The sequence below is a fragment of the Streptomyces sp. RLA123 genome (assembly GCF_056270165.1).
Genome location: NZ_JBWDOR010000003.1, coordinates 2,662,139 through 2,682,613 on the forward strand (window position 1 = coordinate 2,662,139; position 20,475 = coordinate 2,682,613).

At 72.1% G+C, this 20,475-nt stretch carries 13 protein-coding genes and 2 pseudogenes; 2 read left to right on the forward strand and 13 right to left on the reverse strand.

Translation table 11 applies throughout. From position 1 onward, the window contains the following. Window positions 1–14: 14 nt before the first annotated feature. Window positions 15–2,837 carry a putative bifunctional diguanylate cyclase/phosphodiesterase gene (locus tag RV983_RS11900; protein WP_475985768.1) on the reverse strand — a complete coding sequence of 941 codons (2,823 nt, stop codon included), beginning with the start codon at window positions 2,835–2,837 and terminating at the stop codon, window positions 15–17. A gap of 282 nt (window positions 2,838–3,119) precedes the next feature. Continuing rightward, window positions 3,120–4,073 carry a 2-hydroxyacid dehydrogenase gene (locus RV983_RS11905; protein WP_475985769.1) on the reverse strand — a complete coding sequence of 318 codons (954 nt, stop codon included), beginning with the start codon at window positions 4,071–4,073 and terminating at the stop codon, window positions 3,120–3,122. A 56-nt stretch (window positions 4,074–4,129) separates the two neighbouring features. Here RV983_RS11905 and RV983_RS11910 point away from each other — a divergent pair, with 56 nt between their 5' ends. Together RV983_RS11910 and RV983_RS11915 are read left to right on the forward strand one after the other, a co-directional pair. Continuing rightward, window positions 4,130–5,122: an aldo/keto reductase gene (locus RV983_RS11910; protein WP_475985770.1), complete on the forward strand. Its 993-nt coding sequence runs from the start codon at window positions 4,130–4,132 to the stop codon at window positions 5,120–5,122. A gap of 61 nt (window positions 5,123–5,183) precedes the next feature. Further along, window positions 5,184–6,395: a PQQ-dependent sugar dehydrogenase gene (locus RV983_RS11915; RefSeq protein ID WP_475985771.1), complete on the forward strand. Its 1,212-nt coding sequence runs from the start codon at window positions 5,184–5,186 to the stop codon at window positions 6,393–6,395. Between the two features lie 209 nt (window positions 6,396–6,604). On the opposite strand, the gene RV983_RS11920 is transcribed toward RV983_RS11915, so the two are convergent. From RV983_RS11920 to RV983_RS11970, 11 genes and pseudogenes are all read right to left on the reverse strand, one after another. Next, the gene (locus tag RV983_RS11920; protein ID WP_475985772.1) at window positions 6,605–7,270 is read right to left on the reverse strand and encodes a hypothetical protein; all 666 of its coding nucleotides are present in this window, start codon (window positions 7,268–7,270) and stop codon (window positions 6,605–6,607) included. A 17-nt stretch (window positions 7,271–7,287) separates the two neighbouring features. Continuing rightward, window positions 7,288–9,492: an MMPL family transporter gene (locus tag RV983_RS11925; protein ID WP_475985773.1), complete on the reverse strand. Its 2,205-nt coding sequence runs from the start codon at window positions 9,490–9,492 to the stop codon at window positions 7,288–7,290. A 255-nt stretch (window positions 9,493–9,747) separates the two neighbouring features. After that, a complete protein-coding gene (gene gatB / locus RV983_RS11930; protein WP_475985774.1) occupies window positions 9,748–11,256 on the reverse strand; it encodes an Asp-tRNA(Asn)/Glu-tRNA(Gln) amidotransferase subunit GatB in 1,509 nt (502 codons plus the stop codon). A gap of 25 nt (window positions 11,257–11,281) precedes the next feature. Next, window positions 11,282–11,530 carry a hypothetical protein gene (locus RV983_RS11935; protein ID WP_475985775.1) on the reverse strand — a complete coding sequence of 83 codons (249 nt, stop codon included), beginning with the start codon at window positions 11,528–11,530 and terminating at the stop codon, window positions 11,282–11,284. Window positions 11,531–11,621: 91 nt separating this feature from the next. After that, window positions 11,622–13,115, reverse strand: a complete 1,494-nt coding sequence (gene gatA, locus RV983_RS11940) for an Asp-tRNA(Asn)/Glu-tRNA(Gln) amidotransferase subunit GatA (RefSeq protein WP_475985776.1) — start codon at window positions 13,113–13,115, stop codon at window positions 11,622–11,624. Window positions 13,116–13,120: 5 nt separating this feature from the next. Continuing rightward, entirely contained in the window at window positions 13,121–13,417 is a 297-nt protein-coding gene (gatC, locus tag RV983_RS11945; RefSeq protein WP_319659825.1) for an Asp-tRNA(Asn)/Glu-tRNA(Gln) amidotransferase subunit GatC, read from the reverse strand. 205 nt (window positions 13,418–13,622) lie between these two features. Beyond that, window positions 13,623–15,732: pseudogene (locus RV983_RS11950) on the reverse strand (putative bifunctional diguanylate cyclase/phosphodiesterase). 213 nt (window positions 15,733–15,945) lie between these two features. Beyond that, a pseudogene (gene ligA / locus RV983_RS11955) lies at window positions 15,946–18,140 on the reverse strand (NAD-dependent DNA ligase LigA). A 40-nt stretch (window positions 18,141–18,180) separates the two neighbouring features. Continuing rightward, complete coding sequence (locus tag RV983_RS11960; protein ID WP_475990290.1) at window positions 18,181–19,194, reverse strand: methionine synthase; 1,014 nt, start codon at window positions 19,192–19,194, stop codon at window positions 18,181–18,183. 9 nt (window positions 19,195–19,203) lie between these two features. Next, window positions 19,204–19,893 (reverse strand): SDR family oxidoreductase, encoded by a 690-nt coding sequence (locus tag RV983_RS11965; RefSeq protein WP_475985777.1) that lies wholly within the window; start codon window positions 19,891–19,893, stop codon window positions 19,204–19,206. Window positions 19,894–19,918: 25 nt separating this feature from the next. Continuing rightward, window positions 19,919–20,458, reverse strand: a complete 540-nt coding sequence (locus tag RV983_RS11970; RefSeq protein ID WP_475985778.1) for an LOG family protein — start codon at window positions 20,456–20,458, stop codon at window positions 19,919–19,921. Between the last annotated feature and the right edge of the window lie 17 nt (window positions 20,459–20,475).

Genomic DNA, 20,475 nt, shown 5'->3' on the forward strand with positions numbered 1-20,475 from the left:
CGGCCTGCGGGGTGTCAAGCGGGTGGGACGGGCGTCTCAGCATTCGAGAGAATCTCGTCCGGGGCGCACGTGCCGTGCGCGGGCGTCCTGCCGCCCGCCAGGAGCCCGGTGTCCCCGGGGACGGGGTAGCCGCCCCGGGTCAGCGAGGAGCGCAGCCGGTGCTCGTCCAGGGGACCCGAGAATGCCATGCCCTGCCCGTGTGTGCACCGCATCTCACGCAGCGCGAGCACCTGCTCTGGGCGGTCCACCCCCTCGGCCACCGAACGGATGCCGAGGTCCTCGGCGATGCCCAGCAGACCCGTGGTGATCTTGCGCAGCCGGGCGGACTCCACGACGCCCTCGGTCAGGCCCCGGTCCAGCTTGAGGACGTCCAGCGGCAGCCGCCGCAGGGCGTTCATGGGCGCGTAGCCGGTGCCGAAGCCCTCCAGGGCGATCCGCACGCCGAGGCGGCGCAGCGCGGTCAACCGGCGCTCCAGCTCGTCGAAGGAGATGCGCGGGTCCTGGTCGGCGAGCTGCAGCACCAGGGCGCCCGGCGGCAGCTCGTGCTTGTGGAGCATCGCCTCGATGTCCTTGGTGGGCAGCTCGCGGTGCATCAGCCGGCGGGTGGAGAGCCGGACGGCGACGGGGACCGGGAGGCCCGCCGTGTGCCGCAGGGCGGCCAGCCGCACGGCCTCCTCCAGCAGCCAGCGGGCCAGCTGGGAGGTGCGGTCGGTGTCCTCGGCGACACGGAGGAACTCCGCGGGGGTGAAGAGGATGCCCTGGGCGGAGCGCCATCGGGCCTGCGCCTCGACCGCGGTGACCTCGCCGCTGTGCAGGTCGACCACCGGCTGGTGGAGCAGCGCGAACTCGCCGTCGCGCAGCGCCGAGCGCAGGCGTCCCGCCAGCTCGGCCCGGCGTACGACCTCGGCCTGCATGGCGGGGGCGTACATCTCCACCCGGCCCTTGCCGGCCTGCTTGGCCCGGTACATCGCCAGGTCGGCGTTGCGCAGCAGCTCGCCCGGGCTGACGCCTGCGTCGGCGAAGGCGACGCCGATGCTGGCGGCCACCCGCACCTCCGTCCCGGTCACGCGGTAGGGCTCGGAGAGCGCGGCCCGCAGCCGGTCGGCGACCTGGTGCACCTGGTACTCGCGCAGATGGCGGTCGGCGCTGGTACCGCAGATGAGGGCGGCGAACTCGTCGCCGCCGAGGCGGGCCGCGGTGTCGCCGGCCCGCACCGACTCCTGGAGCCGGCGGGCGGCCTGGACGAGCAGCTCGTCGCCGGCCTGGTGGCCCACGGTGTCGTTGACCGCCTTGAAGCCGTCGAGGTCGATGAAGAGCACCGCGGTGGTGCCGGGCTCGCCGTCGCCGGCCCGGCGGCCCCCGAGGGCCTGCCGGATGCGCTCGGTGAACAGGGCGCGGTTGGGCAGGTCGGTCAGCGGATCGTGCGAGGCGTTGTGCTGCAGTTGCGCCTGGAGCCGGACGCGCTCGGTGACATCACGGCTGTTGAAGATCAGGCCGCCCTGGTAGCGGTTGACGCTGGACTCGACGTTGAGCCAGCTGCCGTCGCCGTGGTGGATGCGGCACTCGATGCGCGTGGCGGGCTCCTGCGCGGGATGCGCGGCCAGGAAGCGGCGCACCTCGTGCAGCACGCGCCCGAGGTCGTCGGGATGGATGTGGGAGGCGAACTCGGTGCCGACCATCTCCTCCGCCTCCCGCCCGTACACACCCGTGGCGGCGGGGCTGACGTAGCGCAGCACGCCGATGGGCGAGGCGATCATGATGACGTCGCTGGAGCCCTGCACCAGGGACCGGAAGTGGTTCTCCTTCTGGGCGAGCTCTTGGGCCAGGGAGATGTTGTCGAGCAGCATGATGCCCTGGCGCACCACCAGGGCGAGCACCACGGTGCAGCCGGCGAACAGCACCACGCGGTCGATCCTCCGGCCGTCGATGGCGTTGTAGAGGATGCCGAGGACGCAGACCGCGGCGGCGAGGTACGGCGTGAGCGCGGCCAGGGAGCCGCTCGCGGGGCGCGGCTGGGGCGCGGGGCGCCGCTCGGCGGTCTTCTCCCGGCTGGCCACCCAGGGCGCGTACGCCAGCAGCATGCTGCCCGCGAACCAGCCCGCGTCGAGGATCTGGCCGGAGCGGTAGTGCTCGCGCAGGAGGGGCGAGGTGAACAGGGCGTCGCACAGCACCGTCAGGGCGAGCGAGGCGATGGCGGTGTTGACCGCCGCGCGGTTGGCCGAGGAGCGCCGGAAGTGCAGCGCCAGCACCATGCTGACGAGCAGGATGTCGAGCAGCGGATACGCCAGTGACAGGGCGACACACGCGGTGCTCCGCCCGTCCCACAGCGCGGCCTGCGCGAGCGCCAGCGTCCAGGACAGGGTGACCAGTGAGCCGGCGATGAGCCAGGCGTCCAGTCCCAGGCAGACCCAGCCGGCCCGGGTCACCGGGCGCTTGGCCAGCACGAGCAGGCCGATGATCGCGGGTGGGGCGAAGAGCAGGAAACAGAAGTCGGCGAGCGAGGTGCGCGGTACGTCCTCGCGCAGCACGACCTCGTACCAGCCCCAGATGCCGTTGCCGAGCGCGACCATGGCGGACGAGACGGCGAACAGCACCCAGGCGGGCCGCTGTCGCCGGGCCACGGTGCGGATGTACGCCAGACACGAGACGGTGGCCGCCAGGGCGGCACCGGAGAGCCCGAAGTCCCCCATCACCACGGCCAGGTCCTCGGATCCCCATCCGAGGGCGGCGCCGGTCGCGTAGCCGCCGCAGAGCACGGCGATGACGAACTGCGGCAGGAGCCCGGCCCGGCTCTCGGGGACCGGGGCCCCCGCGAGAACCGCCCCTTGGGTACTCACGGCGTCGTCCGGGAATGCCGTGAGCGCTCCCGGCGTGGTGTGCCGTCGTCCCGCTTCCGGTGCTCTCTCCATCGGCCGCACATCGCCCGTCGCCCCCCATCAAGTCCTGAGCCGTCCCGCGCCCGTTCGCGGCATTCCATGCCACGCCGGTCGCGTTCCCCCAATCCGGGACGATACACCAGAGTGGTCACTCAGGGACATAGTTCCTCTACACAGCGTGACGGGCAAGCGACTCTGAGGGGCTTTCCAGTCACCCGGTGCCACAAGGGAGTTAAGGACCCGTCAGGTCGTGGTCACGATGTTGGCCAGGTTCTCACCCGCCGCGAACCTGCGCAGTTGCTCGCGCAGCAGCAGCTTGGCCCGCGGAAGGAAGGCGGACGTACTGCCGCCGACGTGCGGGCTGATGAGGACGCCGGGGGCGTGCCAGAGCGGGTGCCCGGCGGGCAGCGGCTCCGGGTCGGTGACATCGAGTGCCGCGCGCAGCCGGCCGGACGTCAGCTCGGCGAGCAGCGCACCGGTGTCCACCACGGGCCCGCGGGCGACGTTCACCAGCAGGGCGCCGTCCTTCATCCGGGCCAGGAACCCGGCGTCCACCAGCCCCCGGGTGGCCTCGGTCAGCGGGGTCGACAGGACGACCACGTCGGCGGCGGGCAGCAGGGCGGGCAGGTCCCCCAGGGCGTGCACCGGTCCGCGCGGGGAGCGGCGTGCCAGGCGGGCGACCCGGACGATGTCGCACTCGAAGGGCGCGAGCCGGTCCTCGATGGCGGCGCCGATGGATCCGTGGCCGACGATGAGGACGCTCTTGTCGGCCAGTGCCGGGTAGAACCCGTCGTGCCACTCCTCGGCGTCCTGCCCGCGCACGAAGCGCGGGATGCCGCGCAGGGAGGCCAGGGTGAGCGCCAGGGCCAGCTCCGCGGTGCTCGCCTCGTGCACACCGCGGGCGTTGCACAGGCGGACGCCGGGGGGCAGCTCCGACAGGTGCGGCAGCACATGGTCCACGCCGGCGCTGAGCGTCTGCACCACCTGAAGGCCCGTCATCCTCGCGAGCGGGCGGCCCGCGACGTCCGCGCCCTTCATGTAGGGCACCACGTAGAAGTCGGCCTCCGCCGGGTCGCCGGGGTAGTCCTCGGCGCCGTCCCACAAGAGGTAGTCGACGGTGTCCGGGAGCCCGTCGATGCCCTCGGCGGGGATCGGCAGCCATGCGGTGGGGCGGTGGTTCCGGGTGATGTCAGCCATGGTCAGGAGGCTATGACACAGTAGGGCGGCGCGAGAGGTCAGCGGAGGTCATCCAGGTGGAGCGCAGGACGGTCGGGGCGGCGGCTCTCGAGGTGGGCGCCGTGGGACTGGGGTGCATGCCGATGAGCTGGGCGTACACCACCTCGCAGCAGGACGGGGAAGCGTCCCTGCGGACCGTGCACGCGGCGCTCGACCGGGGCGCGACCCTGCTGGACACCGCCGACATCTACGGCCCGTTCACCAATGAGCTGCTGCTCGGGCGGGTGCTGAAGCAGCGCCGGGACGAGGCGTTCGTCTCCACCAAGTGCGGGCTGCTGGTGGGCGAACAGCACCTGGTGGCCAACGGGCGGCCCTCCTATGTGCGGCGGGCCTGCGACGCCTCGCTGCGGCGGCTCCAGACGGACGTGATCGACCTCTACCAACTGCACCGCTCGGATCCGGAGGTGCCGGTCGAGGAGACCTGGGGCGCGATGGCGGAGCTGGTCACGGCCGGCAAGGTGCGTGCGCTGGGATGGTGCGCGGTGGGCGCGCGGCCGGCACGCCGCTCCGGGTCGCGGATCTACGACGAGACGCTCGCCCACCTGCGGCGGGTGCAGCAGGTGTTCCCGGTCAGCTGTGTCCAGGCCGAACTGTCGGTGTGGTCGCCGGACGCGCTGGCCGAGCTGCTGCCCTGGTGCACGCAGCGCGGGGTCGGCTTCATGGCGGCGATGCCGCTGGGCAACGGCTTCCTGACGGGCACGCTCACCCCGGGCCAGGGCTTCGAGCGGGACGACAAGCGGGCACGGCACCCGCGGTTCACCGCAGAGATGATGGCCGCGAACCAGCCGATCGTGGCGGGACTGCGCCGGGTGGCCGAGGCGCGCGGCGCCACGCCGGCGCAGGTGGCGCTGGCCTGGGTGCTCGCCCAGGGACCGCAGGTGGTGCCGGTGCCGGGGACCAAGCGGGAGCGGTGGGCGGCCGAGAACGCCGGTGCGGCGGAACTCACCCTGACCACGGAGGACTTCACCGAGATAGCCGGCCTGCCGCCCGCGCGCGGCTCCTGGGACTGAGCACGGCTTTTCCCGCCGCGGCGGGAACCCGCAACGGCCGGGCGGTGTAGTGACGGATGTGATGTGCTTGAAGTCCGTACCGCAGGACCTCCGGGAGGGAAGCGTGGGACGCCGTGCCGCAGCCGTCGCCGCCGTGCTGGCCAGTGCCGCGCTGCTGACGACGGGATGCTCCTCCGCCGGGGACCCGTTGACGGCCCCGGCGACCTCCGATCCGGCGGCCTCCGCCCCGGCGGACCCGGCCCCGCCGTCCGGCGGTTCGGTGGCTCCCGCAGCACCGGCCATGGGCTCGGTGAAGGTCGTCGGTACCGTGGCCACCGGGCTGAACACCCCGTGGGGCGTGGCGGTCCTTCAGGACGGCGGGCTGCTGGTCGGCTCACGCGACACCGGCAGGATCGTCCGCGTGGATCCCGACACCGGCCGCACGACCCCCGCCGGCACGGTGCCCGGGGTCTCCTCGGGCGGCGAGGGCGGCCTCCTGGGGCTGGCGGTCTCCCCCGGCTTCGCGACCGACCACCTGGTGTACGCGTACTTCACCACCGACTCCGACAACCGCATCGCCCGCATGCTCTACGACCCGAAGAAGCCGGCCGGCGAACAGCTCGGCGCCCCCGACACCATCCTGCGCGGCATTCCGCACGGCGCCATCCACAACGGCGGCCGGATCGCCTTCGGCCCGGACGGGATGCTGTACGCGGGCACCGGCGAGAGCGGCGACCGCGGCCTGGCCCAGGACAAGAAGTCCCTCGGCGGCAAGATCCTGCGCATGACGCCGGACGGCCAGCCGGTGCACGGCAATCCCGAGGCGGACTCCCTCGTCTACTCCTACGGCCACCGCAATGTGCAGGGCCTGACCTGGGACGCCCAGGGGCGGCTGTGGGCATCGGAGTTCGGCCAGGACACCTGGGACGAGGTCAACCTCATCGAGCCGGGCAGGAACTACGGCTGGCCCGTCGTCGAGGGGCTCGCCCACCGTGCGGGCTACGCCGACCCGATCGCCACCTGGCACACCGACGACGCCTCCCCCAGCGGCATCGTCTGGTCCAAGGGCTCCTTGTGGATGGCCTCGCTGCGCGGCGCCCGGCTGTGGCGCATCCCGCTGGCGGGCACGAAGGCCGCGGCGAAACCCCAGGCCTTCCTCGTCGGCACGTACGGACGGCTGCGCACGGTCGTGGCCGGACCCGACGGCGATCTGCTGCTGACGACGAGCAACACCGACGGCCGGGGGGAGCCCCGCAAGGGCGACGACCGCATACTGCGACTGAAGGCCGGCTGACGACGACACCCCGGGGGTGCGATGTTCGTGCGGGCCCGGCCGGGCATCTCGTGCAGGTACATCGCCGACTCCTTGGGGACGGGGCGCATGGTCAACCGGCTTCCCTCTCCGGTGACTTCAGCCTCGTCCCCAAGGCGGGGGCGCCACATCGGGCAACCTCCCAGGCTCGGCGGCCGGGATGCCTTGGACGGCCCCGGCGCGTGCCCAGGTCAGCCGCCGCTGGGAGCAGCGGGGGCGGTCTGAGCGGGCACGGTGGGCAGTGAGGCGAACAGGTCGAAGTACATTCCGACCGCTATCAGCAGACCGAGGACACCGAGCACGAGCCCGCCCCAGGCGAGGGCGCGCACCCACGGGGCGGAGTCCCGCACGGCGAGCAGCAGGACACCCGCGACGATGAGGGCCACCAGCGCGAAGGCACCGTTGACCGCGGCCACCGTGTGCCAGGGCGCGGCGTATATCTGGTTGATCTGCTCGGCGGGGGTCGCGGAGGAGGCGCCGATCTGCCCGACGAGCTCACGGCGGGCGGACAGGACGGTGCCCATCCAGGTGCCGGTCAGGGAGATCAGGCCGAGGGCGGCGCCGACGACGGCCGCGGCGCCCGGGAGGACGGCGCCGGAGCGGGCGGCGGGGGTGTCCCCGTTCCCTTCGTCCTCGGCGAACTCGTCGTCCGCGTCGGTGTCGTCGGCGTTCTGGGCGTTCTTGGTGGTGCCGGCCTTCTCGGCCTGCTCTGTCTTCTCGGCGTGCTCCGTGCTCGTGCTGGTCTCGGTCTGCGCGCTGTTCTCGGGGGCGGCGTCCGCCGTGGCGCCGTCGGACACGGTCTCCACGGCGTCGGTGTTCGTGCCGGCTGCCGCGTCCGCGGTCTTGGTGGTCTCCATGAGCCGCAACCGTAGGGTCAAATTCTGAGAACTTCCTGAGAATCCACGCTTTCGGGCCCCCCGGACCCGGCGCAAGTGCCTTGCGGACCCTCGATGCAGATCCTCGGCAGGTGCCGGTCCAGCCGTTCGGGCAGCCACCAGTTCCACCGCCCCATCAGGTGCATCAACGCCGGGACCAGCAGCGTCCGCAGAACGAAGGCGTCCAGGGCGACGGCGGCGGCCAGGCCGATGCCGAACATCGCGATCACCCGGTCACCGCTGAGCACGAAGGCCAGGAAGACGGAGATCATGATGACCGCAGCGGAGTTGATCACGCGGCTGGTCTCGGTCAGGCCGACCCGGACGGCGCGGCGGTTGTCGTGCGTCTCCCGCCACTCCTCGTACATACGGCTCACCAGGAAGACCTGATAGTCCATCGAGAGCCCGAAGAGTACCGAGACCATGATCACCGGAAGGAAGGGCTCGATCGGCCCGGCGGCCCCGAGCCCCAGCAGCTCACTGCCCCAGCCCCATTGGAAGATCGCCACCACGATCCCGAAGGAGGAGGCCACGGCGGCCATGTTCATGACCGCCGCCTTGAGCGGGATGCCGATGCTGCGGAACGCCAGCAGCAGGAGCACACAGCCGAGGCCGATCACCGAGCCGACGAACAGCGGAAGTTTGCCGACGATCACCGAGGCGAAGTCCGCGTAGCCCGCGGTGACGCCGCCGACGTACACCTCCAGCGAGCTGCCCTCGGTGGCCTCGGGGATGACGTCCTGGCGCAGGTGGGTGACGAGCCGGTCGGTCGCCTGGTCCTGCGGGGCAGTGGTCGGGACGACGTCCAGGACCTTCAGCCCGTTGCCGTGCTGCGCGGACTCACTGTGGACGGCGGCGACGCCCTCGGTGCGCCGGAGGACGTCGGTGAGTCGCTCCAGGGCCGCCCGGTCGGCCGCGTCGCCGGACTTGGCGACCAGCTGCAGCGCTCCGTTGAAGCCGGGCCCGAAGCCGTCCGAGAGCATGTCGTACGCCTGCCGGGTGGAGGTCCCCGTGGCGTCGTTCCCCTGGTCCGAGGCGCCCAGGTGCAGGGACAGGGTGGGCACCGCCAGCAGCAGCATCACGGCGGCGGCGACCGCCGCGAGGATCCGGGGGTGCCTCTCGACGAAGGCGGACCAGCGGGCGGCGAGGCCGGTGGGCAGCTGGGGTGCGGGGCCGTGCTCGGCGAGCCGGCGGCGCTCCCGGCGGCTGAGTGCCCTCATGCCGATCACACCGAGCAGGGAGGGCAGCAGCGTCACCGAGGCGGCGACGGTGAGGATCACGGTGAGGGACGCGGCGACAGCGACGCCGTTGAGGAAGGACAACCGCAGGATCAGCATGCCGAGCAGCGCCGCGCACACCGTGCCGCCCGCGAAGACCACCGCCCGCCCGGTCGTGGCGACCGCCTGCTGCGCGGCCTCGCGCACCGCCAGCCCCTGTTTGAGCCCCCTGCGGTGCCGGGTGACGATGAACAGGGCGTAGTCGATGCCGACGCCCAGCCCGACGAGCATGCCGAGCATGGGCGCGAAGTCGGCGACCCGCAGCACGTGGCCGAGCAGTTCGATGGCCATGTACGCGGTGCCGACGCTGACCAGCGCGGTGATGATCGGCAGGAACATCGCGAAGAGCGAGCCGAAGGCCAGCAGCAGCACCACGGCCGCGACGGCGACACCCACGACCTCGCTCATGTGTCCGCCGCCGCCCTCGGTGAGCGCGATGGCGCTGCCTCCCAGGGCGACCGAGGTGTCGGCGTCGGCGGCCGCCTTCGCGGTGTCGACGACCTTCTGCACCTCGCCCGCGTGCAGTTCCTCCGACGGCTGGTCGAACATCACCGTGGCGTAGGCGGTGTGACCGTCCCGGCTGATCTGCCCGGCGCCCTCGGTGCTGTACGGGCCGGTGACCGAGGCGACCCCGGGGAGCGCCGCGACCTCCTCCAGGGCTCCGGTCAACCGTTCCCTGACGGGCGCCGCGCTGACGGTGCCCCGGCCGGTGTGCCAGACGATGGTGTCGCTGTCACCGGAGGACCCGGGGAAGGCCTCCTTGAGCAGGGCGGTCGCCTTGCTGGAGTCCGTTCCCTTGATGTCGTAGTCGTTGGAGTACGCGGAGCCGGCGACGAGTGCCGCCGCGGACAGGCCGACGAGGGCGGCCAGCCACAGGACGACGACGAGGAGACGGCGGTCGAGGCACCAACGGGCCAGTGCAGCCATACCTGCTCCTCCCTGGAGGTTGCGTGGATCTTTCCGGGAGGAGAAGGCCCCACGAAGAACACCACGTTCGTCTTCGACTGAACCAGGAAGAGCTGATCGTTGGCCGGTTTCGTGCCTTGAATCACACGCTCCGAGGGGAATTTATCGCGGCCTTATCGCCCGTGGACCTGCGACAACGCCGAAGGGGCGGGCCCCCGCCAACGGGAGCCCGCCCCTTCCTGCGTTGCCGCGCCGGCCGTACCGGCCGCGCGGGGATCAGCCCTGTACGCCGAGCCTCTCCAGCACCAGTTCGCGGACGCGCTTGGCGTCCGCCTGGCCACGGGTGATCTTCATGACGGCACCGATGAGCGCGCCGGCCGCGGCCAGGTTGCCGCCGCGGATCTTGTCGGCGACCGCCGCGTTGGCCGCGATGGCCTCGTCCACGGCGGCGCCGAGCGCGCCCTCGTCCGAGACGACCTTCAGACCGCGCTTGTCGACGACCTCGTCCGGCTCGCCCTCGCCGTCCAGCACGCCCTCGATGACCTGGCGGGCCAGTTTGTCGTTGAGCGAGCCCTCGGCCACCAGCGCCGACACCCGGGCCACCTGGGCGGGGGTGATCGGCAGGGCGGTCAGCTCGACGCCGTCCTCGTTGGAGCGGCGGGCCAGCTCGCCCATCCACCACTTGCGGGCGGAGGCCGAGTCGGCCCCGGCCTCGATGGTGGCGACGATCGGGTCGATCGCGCCCGCGTTGAGCACCGACTGCATCTCGTGGTCCGAGATGCCCCAGCCCTCCTGGAGGCGCTTGCGCCGCACGCGCGGCAGCTCGGGCAGGCCCGCACGCAGTTCCTCGACCCACTCCCGGGCCGGGGCCACGGGGACGAGATCGGGCTCCGGGAAGTACCGGTAGTCCTCCGCCTCCTCCTTGATGCGGCCGGAGGTGGTGGAACCGGTGTCCTCGTGGAAGTGCCGGGTCTCCTGGACGATCGTGCCGCCCGAGGAGAGCACCGCCGCGTGCCGCTGGACCTCGAAGCGCACGGCCCGCTCGACGCTGCGCAGCGAGTTGACGTTCTTGGTCTCGCTGCGGGTGCCGAACTTCTCACGGCCGATGGGCCGCAGCGACAGGTTCACGTCGCAGCGCATCTGGCCCATCTCCATGCGGGCCTCGGAGACGCCCAGCGCCTTGATCAGCTCGCGCAGCTCGGTGACGTACGCCTTGGCGACCTCGGGCGCGCGCTCGCCGGCGCCCTCGATCGGCTTGGTGACGATCTCGATCAGCGGGATGCCGGCCCGGTTGTAGTCCAGCAGCGAGTGCGAGGCGCCGTGGATGCGGCCGGTGGCGCCGCCCACGTGGGTCGACTTGCCGGTGTCCTCCTCCATGTGGGCGCGCTCGATCTCCACACGGAAGACCTCGCCGTCCTCCAGCTGCACGTCGAGGTAGCCGTTGAAGGCGATCGGCTCGTCGTACTGGGAGGTCTGGAAGTTCTTCGGCATGTCCGGATAGAAATAGTTCTTCCGGGCGAAGCGGCACCACTCGGCGATCTCGCAGTTGAGCGCGAGACCGATCTTGATGGCGGACTCGATACCGCCCGCGTTGACGGCCGGGAGCGCGCCGGGCATGCCCAGGCACACCGGGCACACCTGGCTGTTCGGCTCCGCGCCCAGGGTGGTCGCGCAGCCGCAGAACATCTTCGTCTTGGTGCCGAGCTCGACGTGGACCTCAAGGCCCATCACCGGGTCATAGGACGCGAGCGCGTCCTCGTACGACACCAGGTCCGTGACGGTCACAGTGTTGATACCTCTCAGTTCCCCGTCAGGATGACAAAACGTCGTGGTCGCCGCCGTCGCCGAGGCGGCGCAACTGGCGGACCAGCAGGGCGACTCCGGTCGCGATGGCCGCGGCGCTGACGACCGCGTCGATCAGCAGCAGCGTGTCGCTCTCGGCCCGGCTCTTCTTCAGCTGCCGCGCGACACTGACCGCGCCGAAGAGCGTGGTGCCGATGGACAGGTAGGTGCCGGACTTGCCCTTCTTGAAGCCCTTGGCCTTCTCGAGCTTGCTCACTGCGCCTCCTCTTCGCTCGCTTCTCCGCCCGCACGGCGAAGAGGTGCGGCTTTCGTGCTCGTCTGCGGCTCAGCGGCCGTGTGTGCGACGCTCACAGGATCGGTGCCTCCTCCAGCAGCGGGTGCCCCCAGCGTGCGGTGAACGCCGCCTCGACGGCCGCACCGACACGGTAGAGCCGGTCGTCGGCCATGGCCGGGGCGATGATCTGCAGCCCGACAGGGAGCCCGTCCTCGGACGCGAGGCCGCAGGGCACGGACATGGCGGAGTTGCCCGCCAGGTTGGCCGGGATGGTGCACAGGTCGGCGAGGTACATCGCCATGGGGTCGTCCACGCGCTCCCCGATCGGGAAGGCGGTGGTCGGGGTGGTCGGCGAGATCACCACGTCGACCTGCCCGAAGGCACGCTCGAAGTCCCGCGAGATCAGGGTGCGGACCTTCTGGGCGCTGCCGTAGTACGCGTCGTAGTAGCCGGAGCTGAGCGCGTACGTGCCGAGCATGATCCGGCGCTTGACCTCCGGACCGAAGCCGGCCTCGCGGGTGAGGGCGGTGACGTCCTCGGCGCTGCGGGTGCCGTCGTCACCGACGCGCAGGCCGTAGCGCAGGCCGTCGAAGCGGGCCAGGTTGGACGAGGCCTCGGACGGCGCGATCAGGTAGTACGCGGCCAGCGCGTACTGGAACGACGGGCAGGACAGCTCCACGACCTCGGCGCCGAGCTCGCGCAGCAGCTCGACGGATTCGTTGAACCGCTCCATGACGCCGGCCTGGTAGCCCTCGCCCGCGAACTCCTTGACGACGCCGACCCGCATGCCCTTGACGTCGGCGTTGCGCGCGGCCTCGACGACCGGCGGGACCGGCGCGTCGATGGAGGTGGAGTCCATCGGGTCGTAGCCCGCGATGACCTCGTGCAGCAGCGCGGCGTCCAGCACGGTGCGGGCGCAGGGGCCGCCCTGGTCCAGGGAGGAGCTGAACGCCACCATGCCGTAGCGGGAGACACCGCCGTAGGTCGGCTTGACGCCGACGGTGCCGGTGACGGCGGCCGGCTGGCGGATGGAGCCGCCGGTGTCGGTGCCGATGGCCAGCGGGGCCTGGAAGGAGGCGAGGGCGGCGGAGGAGCCGCCGCCGGAACCGCCGGGGATCCGGGTCAGGTCCCACGGGTTGCCGGTCGGGCCGTAGGCGCTGTTCTCGGTGGAGGACCCCATGGCGAACTCGTCCATGTTGGTCTTGCCGAGGATGACGATGCCGGCCTGCTTGAGGCGGGCGGTCAGCGTCGCGTCGTACGGCGGGATCCAGCCCTGGAGGATCTTGGAGCCGACGGTCGTCGGGATGCCCTTGGTGGTGAAGATGTCCTTCAGGGCCAGCGGGACGCCCGCGAGGGGGCCCAGCTTCTCGCCCGCGGCGCGCTTGTCGTCGACGGCCTTGGCCGCCTTCAGGGCGCCCTCGGTGTCCACGTGCAGGAAGGCGTGCACCTTCTCGTCGACCGCGGCGATGCGGTCCAGATGGGCCTTGGCGACCTCCACGGCGGAGGTCTGGCCGGATGCGACGGCGGCCGCGGTCTCCGCGGCGGTGAGCCTGGTCAGTTCGCTCATCGTGATCAGTCCTCCCCCAGGATCTGCGGCACCTTGAAACGCTGCTGCTCCTGTGCGGGGGCGCCGGACAGCGCCTCCGCCGGGGTCAGGCTGGGCCGGACCTCGTCAGGGCGCATGACATTCGTCAGCGGCAGCGGGTGGGAGGTCGGCGGTACGTCCTCGCCGGCCACCTCGGCGACGCGGGCGACCGCGCCGATGATGGCGTCGAGCTGTCCGGCGAAGTGGTCGAGCTCTTCGTCCTTCAGCTCAAGACGCGACAGCCGTCCGAGGTGGGCGACCTCCTCGCGCGTGATGCCTGGCATGCAGCGATCCTCTGGGGGTGAGTTCGGTCTTTTCGCGCCCAATCCTATGGGCGCGGGCGCCCCGGGGGCGAAACGGTTTGCGCTTCCCGCCGTCCGCGGGTCCCTCCCGCCGCCCCTGGGGCCCGTGACGCCCCTGCGGCGAACGGGAATGAGGCGCCGCTTTCCCGGGGCGTGGCAGTAGGCCGCCCGGGCGCAAGCAGCCAGGTCACTGGGCGTCGGGGACGGCGGCGCGCTCCTTGGCGGCTTCCAGCTCGGCGGGGCGGTGCCAGCCGACGTGGCTGCGCAGCCGGAGCCAGGCGGTGGCCTCGTCCGGGGGCATGGCGGCGGCGACGAGCCATCCCTGGATGGCGTCGCAGCCGAGGTCGCGCAGGCGCTCCCAGGTCCTGTCGTCCTCGACGCCCTCCGCCACGACGAGGAGGCCGAGGGAGTGCGCGAGGTCGATCGTGCAGCGCACGATCTCCGCGTCCTCGGCGTCGACCACGAGGCGGGCGACGAACGAGCGGTCGATCTTGAGTTCGCTCACCGGCAGGCGCCGCAGGTGGACCAGCGAGGAGTAGCCGGTGCCGAAATCGTCCAGGGACATCTTCACGCCGTGCCCGGTGAGCCCGGCCATCGTGTCCGCCGCGCGCTGCGGGTCGTCCAGGAGCACGTGCTCGGTGATCTCCAGTTGCAGTGCCCCCGGCGGGACTCCGTGCCGGGCCAGCCGGGCCGCGACGGCCCCGGCGAAGCCCGGCGAGTGGACGTCACGCGGGGAGACGTTGACCGCCACGGGCACGTCGAGGCCCATCGCACGCCAGCGGGCGACCTGGCCGAGCGCGGTCTCCAGGACGTACTCGGTCAGTTGCAGCATCAGCCCGGAGGTCTCGGCGATGGCTATGAACTCCTCGGGGCTCACCCTCCCCCGCTCGGGATGCACCCAGCGCACGAGCGCCTCCAGCCCGGCGACCTGCCCGTCGAAGCGCACCTTGGGCTGGTAGTGGAGCTCGACCTCGCCCCGGTCCAGGGCGCGGCGCAGGTCGCCGAGGAGGCCCAGCCGGTCGGGTGTGTTGCCGTCGCGGGAGGACTCGTAGACCTCGACCCCGCTGCGGTCACGTTTCGCCTGGTACATCGCGACGTCGGCGCGGCGCAGCAGTCCCTCGGCGTCGGAGGCGTGGTCGGGGAAGACGGCGACCCCGGCGCTGGCCTCCAGCACCAGGGTCAGGCCGTCGAGGCTGAGCGGTGAGCCGAGCGCCGCGACCAGGGTCCGGGCGATGCGCTGGGCGCGGGTGGGCGAGTCGCAGGTGGGGAGGAGGACGGCGAACTCGTCGCCGCCGAGCCGGGCCGCCTCGGCGCCGCGCGGCAGGGCCAGCCGCAGCCGGTCGGCGATCTGCAGCAGCAGGCGGTCGCTCGGCCATGTGGCCGAGGGTGTCGTTGACGGAGCGGAACTTGTCGAGGTCGATCAGGACGAGCGCGGTCCGTTCGCCCGCGCGGTCGGCGTCGTCGAGCGCGGTCCAGGTGCGTTCCAGCAGCCACTGACGGTTCGGCAGTCCGGTCAGCGGATCGCGCAACTGCTCCTCGGCACGTGCGTGGGCGATCCACAAGGTGGAGTCCAGTGCGATGAGCGGCACGGCGAACAGCGGCAGCAGCAGCGGCAGATCGGCCGCCACGATGATGATCAGCGGGGAGATCCCGAGCAGCGCCACACCGACGAAGCCCTGGCGTATCAGGGCGGTCCTGGCCACCGTCGGCAGGGCGCCGGCGCGCGGCACGATCGCATACCACAGGAGGGTCCGGGTAGCAGCCAGGTAGGCGAGGGCGGCGCCGAAGACCGAAGGGATCGCTCCCATCCCCCAAGTGGCGGGTTGCCAGGGGCCTTCGACGGTCGGGTGGATTCCGAACCCGGACAGCGCGAGCGAGGCGGCGCCGATGCCGAGGATGTCCACGGCGCCGTGCAGCAGTGCCTGCCGCCAGCGGTGCCGGCGGGCCGTGCCGACCAGCACCACGACGGCCAGGCTGACCAGGACCGCGGGCACCCAGCCGTAGAGCAGCAGCATCGCCAGGGTCAGGGCGGCGCCGGAGCCGGTGCCGCCCCACCAGCGGTCGCGGCCCATCGCGACGAGGTGCCCGACGATGATGCCGGTGAGAACGGCGAACGCCCAGCCCACGTCACCGCCGGGGAAGAACGCGGCGCCGTCCAGCACCATCCGGACGACGCCCACGAGAAGGGCCGCCGTGGCCGCGCCGACGACCGCGTACCGCAGCGCCGCGGCGGGCAGCACCGGCACGGTCTGCCTGCGCAGCCGTGGCGCCGGTCCGGCGCCGTCCGTCGGTTCCATGCCGTCCCTCTCGCAGCCGCGTGTGCCGTCGAACCACACGCCCTGCCCGCGGCGTGGAGCCGTGGAACTGCTGCAGGGCTGATGCCCGGAAGGCGCGTCTCTCAACAGTAGGCCGCGAAAGGCTGTCACGGGCACCGATCGGCGGGGGTTGCCCGAATGGACCCCAGCCACCCGGATCGTTCTGGTATGGGCCGAACGGGTGGTGATGGGACGTCACTCGGCGGGGTTCACGGCGGCCTCCCGGGCGGCGTCGGCGCCCTGCTCCAGCAGGACGGCGAACCCGGCCTCGTCCAGGATCGGCACCTTGAGCTGCACGGCCTTGTCGTACTTGGAGCCGGGGCTGTCGCCGACCACCACGAAGTCGGTCTTCTTGGACACCGAGCCGGTGACCTTGGCGCCGCGGCCGGTCAGTTGGTCCTTCGCGCCGTCGCGGGTGTGCGTGGCGAGGGTGCCGGTGACGACCACGGTCAGCCCTTCCAGGGGACGCGGCCCCTCCTCCGAGCCCTCCTCGGTGAAGCGGACACCGGCCGCCTTCCACTTGCGCAGGATCTCGCGGTGCCACTCCTCCTCGTGCCACTGCTTGAGGGAGGCGGCGATGATCCCGCCGACCCCGTCCACGCCGGCCAGCCGCTCCTCGTCCGCGGCGAAGACGGCGTCCAGGTCGCGGAACTCGCGGGCGAGCGCCTCGGCGGCGACGGGGCCGACGTGACGGATCGACAACCCGGCGATGATGCGGGCGAGCGGCTGCTCCTTGGCCTTCTGGATGTTCTCCAGCATGGCCACCGCGTTCTTCTTCAGTTCGCCCTGCTGGTTGGCGAAGACCGGGACGACCTTCTCCTGACCCGTCTTCGGGTCGCGCTTGGGCAGGCCGCTGTTCTGGTCCAGGACATGGGCGCGGATGGGCAGCAGTTGTTCGGGGGTGAGGTCGAACAGGTCGCCCTCGTCGCGCAGCGGCGGGTCGGCGGGCTCCAGCGGACCGGTCAGCGCGGCGGAGGCGACGTAGCCGAAGTTCTCGATGTCCAGGCACCTGCGACCGGTCAGATAGAACACCCGTTCCCGGATCTGCGCCGGGCAGCCCCGCGCGTTGGGGCAGCGGAGGTCGATGTCGCCCTCCTTCATCGGCCGGAGCGCGGTGCCGCACTCCGGGCACTGCGCGGGCATGACGAACGCGCGCTCGCTGCCGTCGCGCAGGTCCACGACCGGTCCGAGGATCTCGGGGATGACGTCGCCCGCCTTGCGCAGTACGACCGTGTCACCGATCAGCACACCTTTGGCCTTGACCACGTCCTGGTTGTGCAGGGTGGCGAACTCGACCTCGGAGCCGGCGACCGTGACCGGCTCGACCACGGCGTACGGCGTCACCCGGCCCGTGCGTCCGACGCCGACCCGGATGTCGACCAGCTTGGTGTTGACCTCCTCCGGGGCGTACTTCCAGGCGATGGCCCACCGCGGCGCGCGGGCGGTGGAGCCGAGCCGGCCCTGCAGCGGGATCTCGTCCACCTTGACGACGATGCCGTCGATCTCGTGCTCGACGTCGTGGCGGTGCTCGCCGTAGTAGGCGATGGCCTCCTTGACCCCGGCGATCGTGTCCACGACGCGGGCGTACTTGGTGGTGGGCAGGCCCCACCCGTGCAGCAGCTCGTAGGCGTGCGACTGGCAGTCGATCGTGAACCCCTCGCGGGCGCCGATACCGTGCACCACCATGTGCAGCGGCCGGCTCGCGGTGACCCGCGGGTCCTTCTGGCGCAGGGAACCGGCGGCGGCGTTGCGGGGGTTGGCGAAGGGCTTGTCGCCCGCCTCGACCAGGCGGGCGTTGAGCTCCTCGAACTCCTCCATGGGGAAGAAGACCTCGCCGCGGATCTCGACCAGGGCGGGCACCCGGTCCCCCGTCAGCCGGTCGGGGATATCGGCGATCGTGCGCACATTGGGCGTGATGTCCTCGCCGGAGCGGCCGTCGCCGCGGGTGGCGGCGCGCACCAGGCGCCCGTCCTCGTACGTGAGGTTGACGGCGAGGCCGTCGACCTTGAGCTCGCACAGGAAGTGGTAGTTGCCGCCGCCTCCGGCCGGGGGCCGAGCTCGCCGGCGAGCCGGTCCGCCCAGGCGTCGAGCTCCTCCTCGGTGAAGGCGTTGTCCAGGGAGAGCATGCGCTCGCGGTGCTCGACCGAGGTGAACTCGGTCGCGTAGGCGCCGGCGACCTTCTGGGTCGGCGAGTCCGGGGTGCGCAGCGAGGGGTACTCGTCCTCCAGTGCCTCCAACTGCCGCAGGAGCTTGTCGAAGTCGGCGTCGCTGACGACCGGCTGGTCCTTGACGTAGTAGCGGAAGCGGTGCTCCTCGACCTGCTCGGCCAGCGAGGCGTGCAGTTCGCGCGCCTTCGCCGGCACGTCCTCGTTCCTGGCGCCCTCGGGGATCTCGGAGTTCTCCACGTACACGTCCTTCCTCACTCAGGGCTCACTCAGGGTTGTCGACGAGCGAGCGTGCCGCCTTCGCGCAGTGCGTGAGCGCGGCACGGGCATAGGCCGGGGAGGCCCCTGCCAGACCGCAGGACGGGGTGACCGCCACGGAAGTGCCCAGTGCCTCCGGGGACAGCCCCAGCCTGCGCCACAGCGCCCGAACACCACTGACGCTACCGGCAGGGTCCGACAATGGGGCGTCGGTGCCGGGCACGACACCGGTGAAGAGCGCGGTCCCCGCCTCGGCCGCCTCCCCGAAGGCGTCCCAGTCACGCTCCGTGAGTAGCGAGAAATCGAACGACACCCCGGCCACCCCGGCCCGCCGCAGCAGCGCGAACGGCACGTCCGGCGCACACGAGTGCACGATCACCGGTACGCCGCCCACCGCGGCCATGACGTCCCGCAGCGCGCCCTCGACCGCACCGCGGTCGGCCGCGCGGTGCGTCCGGTAGCCGCTGGCCGACCTGACCTGCCCGCGCAGCACGGCGGTCAGCGACGGCTCGTCCAGCTGAAGCACGGGACGCACCCCCGGGATCCGGCGGCGCACGTCCTCGACGTGCAGCCGCAGTCCCTCGCCGAGCGACTCCGCCAGGTCGCGGCAGGCGCCCGGGTCGGACAGGGCCGCCTCGCCGTTCTTCAGCTCGACCGCCGCCGCAAGCGTCCACGGGCCGACCGCCTGGATCTTCAGCGGGCCCAGGTAGCCCTGGGTGAACTCCTCCAGCGCGTCCAGGTCCTCACCCAGCCACGCCTTGGCGCGCCGGGTGTCGCGGCCCGGCCGGTCCCCGAACCGCCAGCCGCTGGGCTCCACCCGCGCGTACAGCTCGACGAGCATGCCGAGGCTGCGCCCGATCATGTCGGCGCCGGGGCCGCGCGCGGGCAGTTCCGGCAGGAACGGCAGCGCCTCCACCGCGCCTGTCGCGGTGCGCGCGGCCTCCCGCGCGTCCCCGCCCGGCAGGGAGCCGACGCCGGTGGCCGTGCCCGGGGGCAGTACGAACCGCATCTCCTCACCCATCGCCACCGGTCAGGCTCCCGGGCGGATCGTCAGGTCGTTGACCTCGGCGTCGCGCGGGAGGTCGACGGCGGTCAGGATCGCCGTCGCGACCGACTCCGGGTCGATCCAGCGGGAGGCGTCGTACGGCTTGCCCTCCTGCTGGTGCACCTTGGCCTGCATGGGCGTCGCGGTGCGCCCCGGGTAGACGGAGGTCACCCGCACCCCGTCGGCGTGCTCCTCCTCGCGCAGCGAGTCCGCGAGCGCCTTGAGGCCGTGCTTGCTGGCCGCGTAGGCGCCCCACTGCGCGTGGGCGTTGAGGCCGGCGCCGGAATTGACGAACACCACGTGCCCGCGGGAGAGCCGCAGTTGGGGCAGCAGGAGACGGGTCAGCTCGGCGGGGCCGACGAGGTTGGCCGCGAGGGTCTGGTTCCAGATCTTCGGGGTCAGCTCGCCGACCGGGGCGAGGTCCACCACGCCCGCCACGTGCAGCAGGGAGTCCAGCCGGTCCGGCGGCTCCTGGTGGCCCAGCGCCCACGACAGCCGCTCGGGTTCGGCCAGGTCCCCGACGAGCGTACGGGCGCCGGGGAGGCTGTCGGCCAGCTCCTTGGCGCGTCCGGCGTTGCGGGCCAGCAGCCACAGCTCGTCGCCGCGGTCGAGCAGGCGCCGCGCCACGGCGGCGCCGATGCCGGAACCGGCTCCGGTGATCAGGTGAATCGACATGGCCCCATGCTCGCATCACCTGGGCTCACACGACGCCCGCGGCCTCCTCCAGATATGCCAGCGCCGCGACCTCGTCCTCCGCGAAGAACACCAGGTCGGTCAAGGGCAGCGGCAGGAAGCCCTCCGCGTCCATGCGCTGGAACTGCTGCTTGAGCCCGTCGTAGAAGCCCGCGGTGTTGAGCAGGACGACCGGCTTGGCGTGCAGGCCGTGCTTCTTCAGCTCCAGGATCTCGGTGGCCTCGTCCAGCGTGCCGGTGCCGCCCACCATGATCACGACAGCGTCGGCGCGGGCCAGCAGCTCCGCCTTGCGCTCGGCGAGGTCCGCGGCGATCACCATCTCGTCGGCGTCCTTGCGGGCCTTGGCCGCCAGGAACGTCACGGAGACCCCGACCAGCAGGCCGCCGTGCTCCTGCACCCCGTCGGCCACCAGCTTCATCAGGCCCACGTCCGAGCCGCCCCACACCAGCGTGTGGCCGCCCTTGCCGATCAACTCGGCGAATCTGCGGGCCGGTTCCGTGTAGCGGGCGTCCAGGTCGGCGGCGGAGAGGAAGACACAGATGTTCATACGGGCCAGTCTTCCGC

What these genes read in the sequence shown, in the direction of transcription:
- RV983_RS11905 (WP_475985769.1), bottom strand. Translation starts at nt 4,073, where the DNA reads ATGGCTGACATCACCCGGAACCACCGCCCCACCGCATGGCTGCCGATC.
- RV983_RS11915 (WP_475985771.1), top strand. Translation starts at nt 5,184, where the DNA reads ATGTGCTTGAAGTCCGTACCGCAGGACCTCCGGGAGGGAAGCGTGGGA.
- RV983_RS11920 (WP_475985772.1), bottom strand. Translation starts at nt 7,270, where the DNA reads ATGGAGACCACCAAGACCGCGGACGCGGCAGCCGGCACGAACACCGAC.
- RV983_RS11925 (WP_475985773.1), bottom strand. Translation starts at nt 9,492, where the DNA reads ATGGCTGCACTGGCCCGTTGGTGCCTCGACCGCCGTCTCCTCGTCGTC.
- gatA (WP_475985776.1), bottom strand. Translation starts at nt 13,115, where the DNA reads ATGAGCGAACTGACCAGGCTCACCGCCGCGGAGACCGCGGCCGCCGTC.
- gatC (WP_319659825.1), bottom strand. Translation starts at nt 13,417, where the DNA reads ATGCCAGGCATCACGCGCGAGGAGGTCGCCCACCTCGGACGGCTGTCG.
- RV983_RS11960 (WP_475990290.1), bottom strand. Translation starts at nt 19,194, where the DNA reads ATGGGTGAGGAGATGCGGTTCGTACTGCCCCCGGGCACGGCCACCGGC.
- RV983_RS11965 (WP_475985777.1), bottom strand. Translation starts at nt 19,893, where the DNA reads ATGTCGATTCACCTGATCACCGGAGCCGGTTCCGGCATCGGCGCCGCC.
- RV983_RS11970 (WP_475985778.1), bottom strand. Translation starts at nt 20,458, where the DNA reads ATGAACATCTGTGTCTTCCTCTCCGCCGCCGACCTGGACGCCCGCTAC.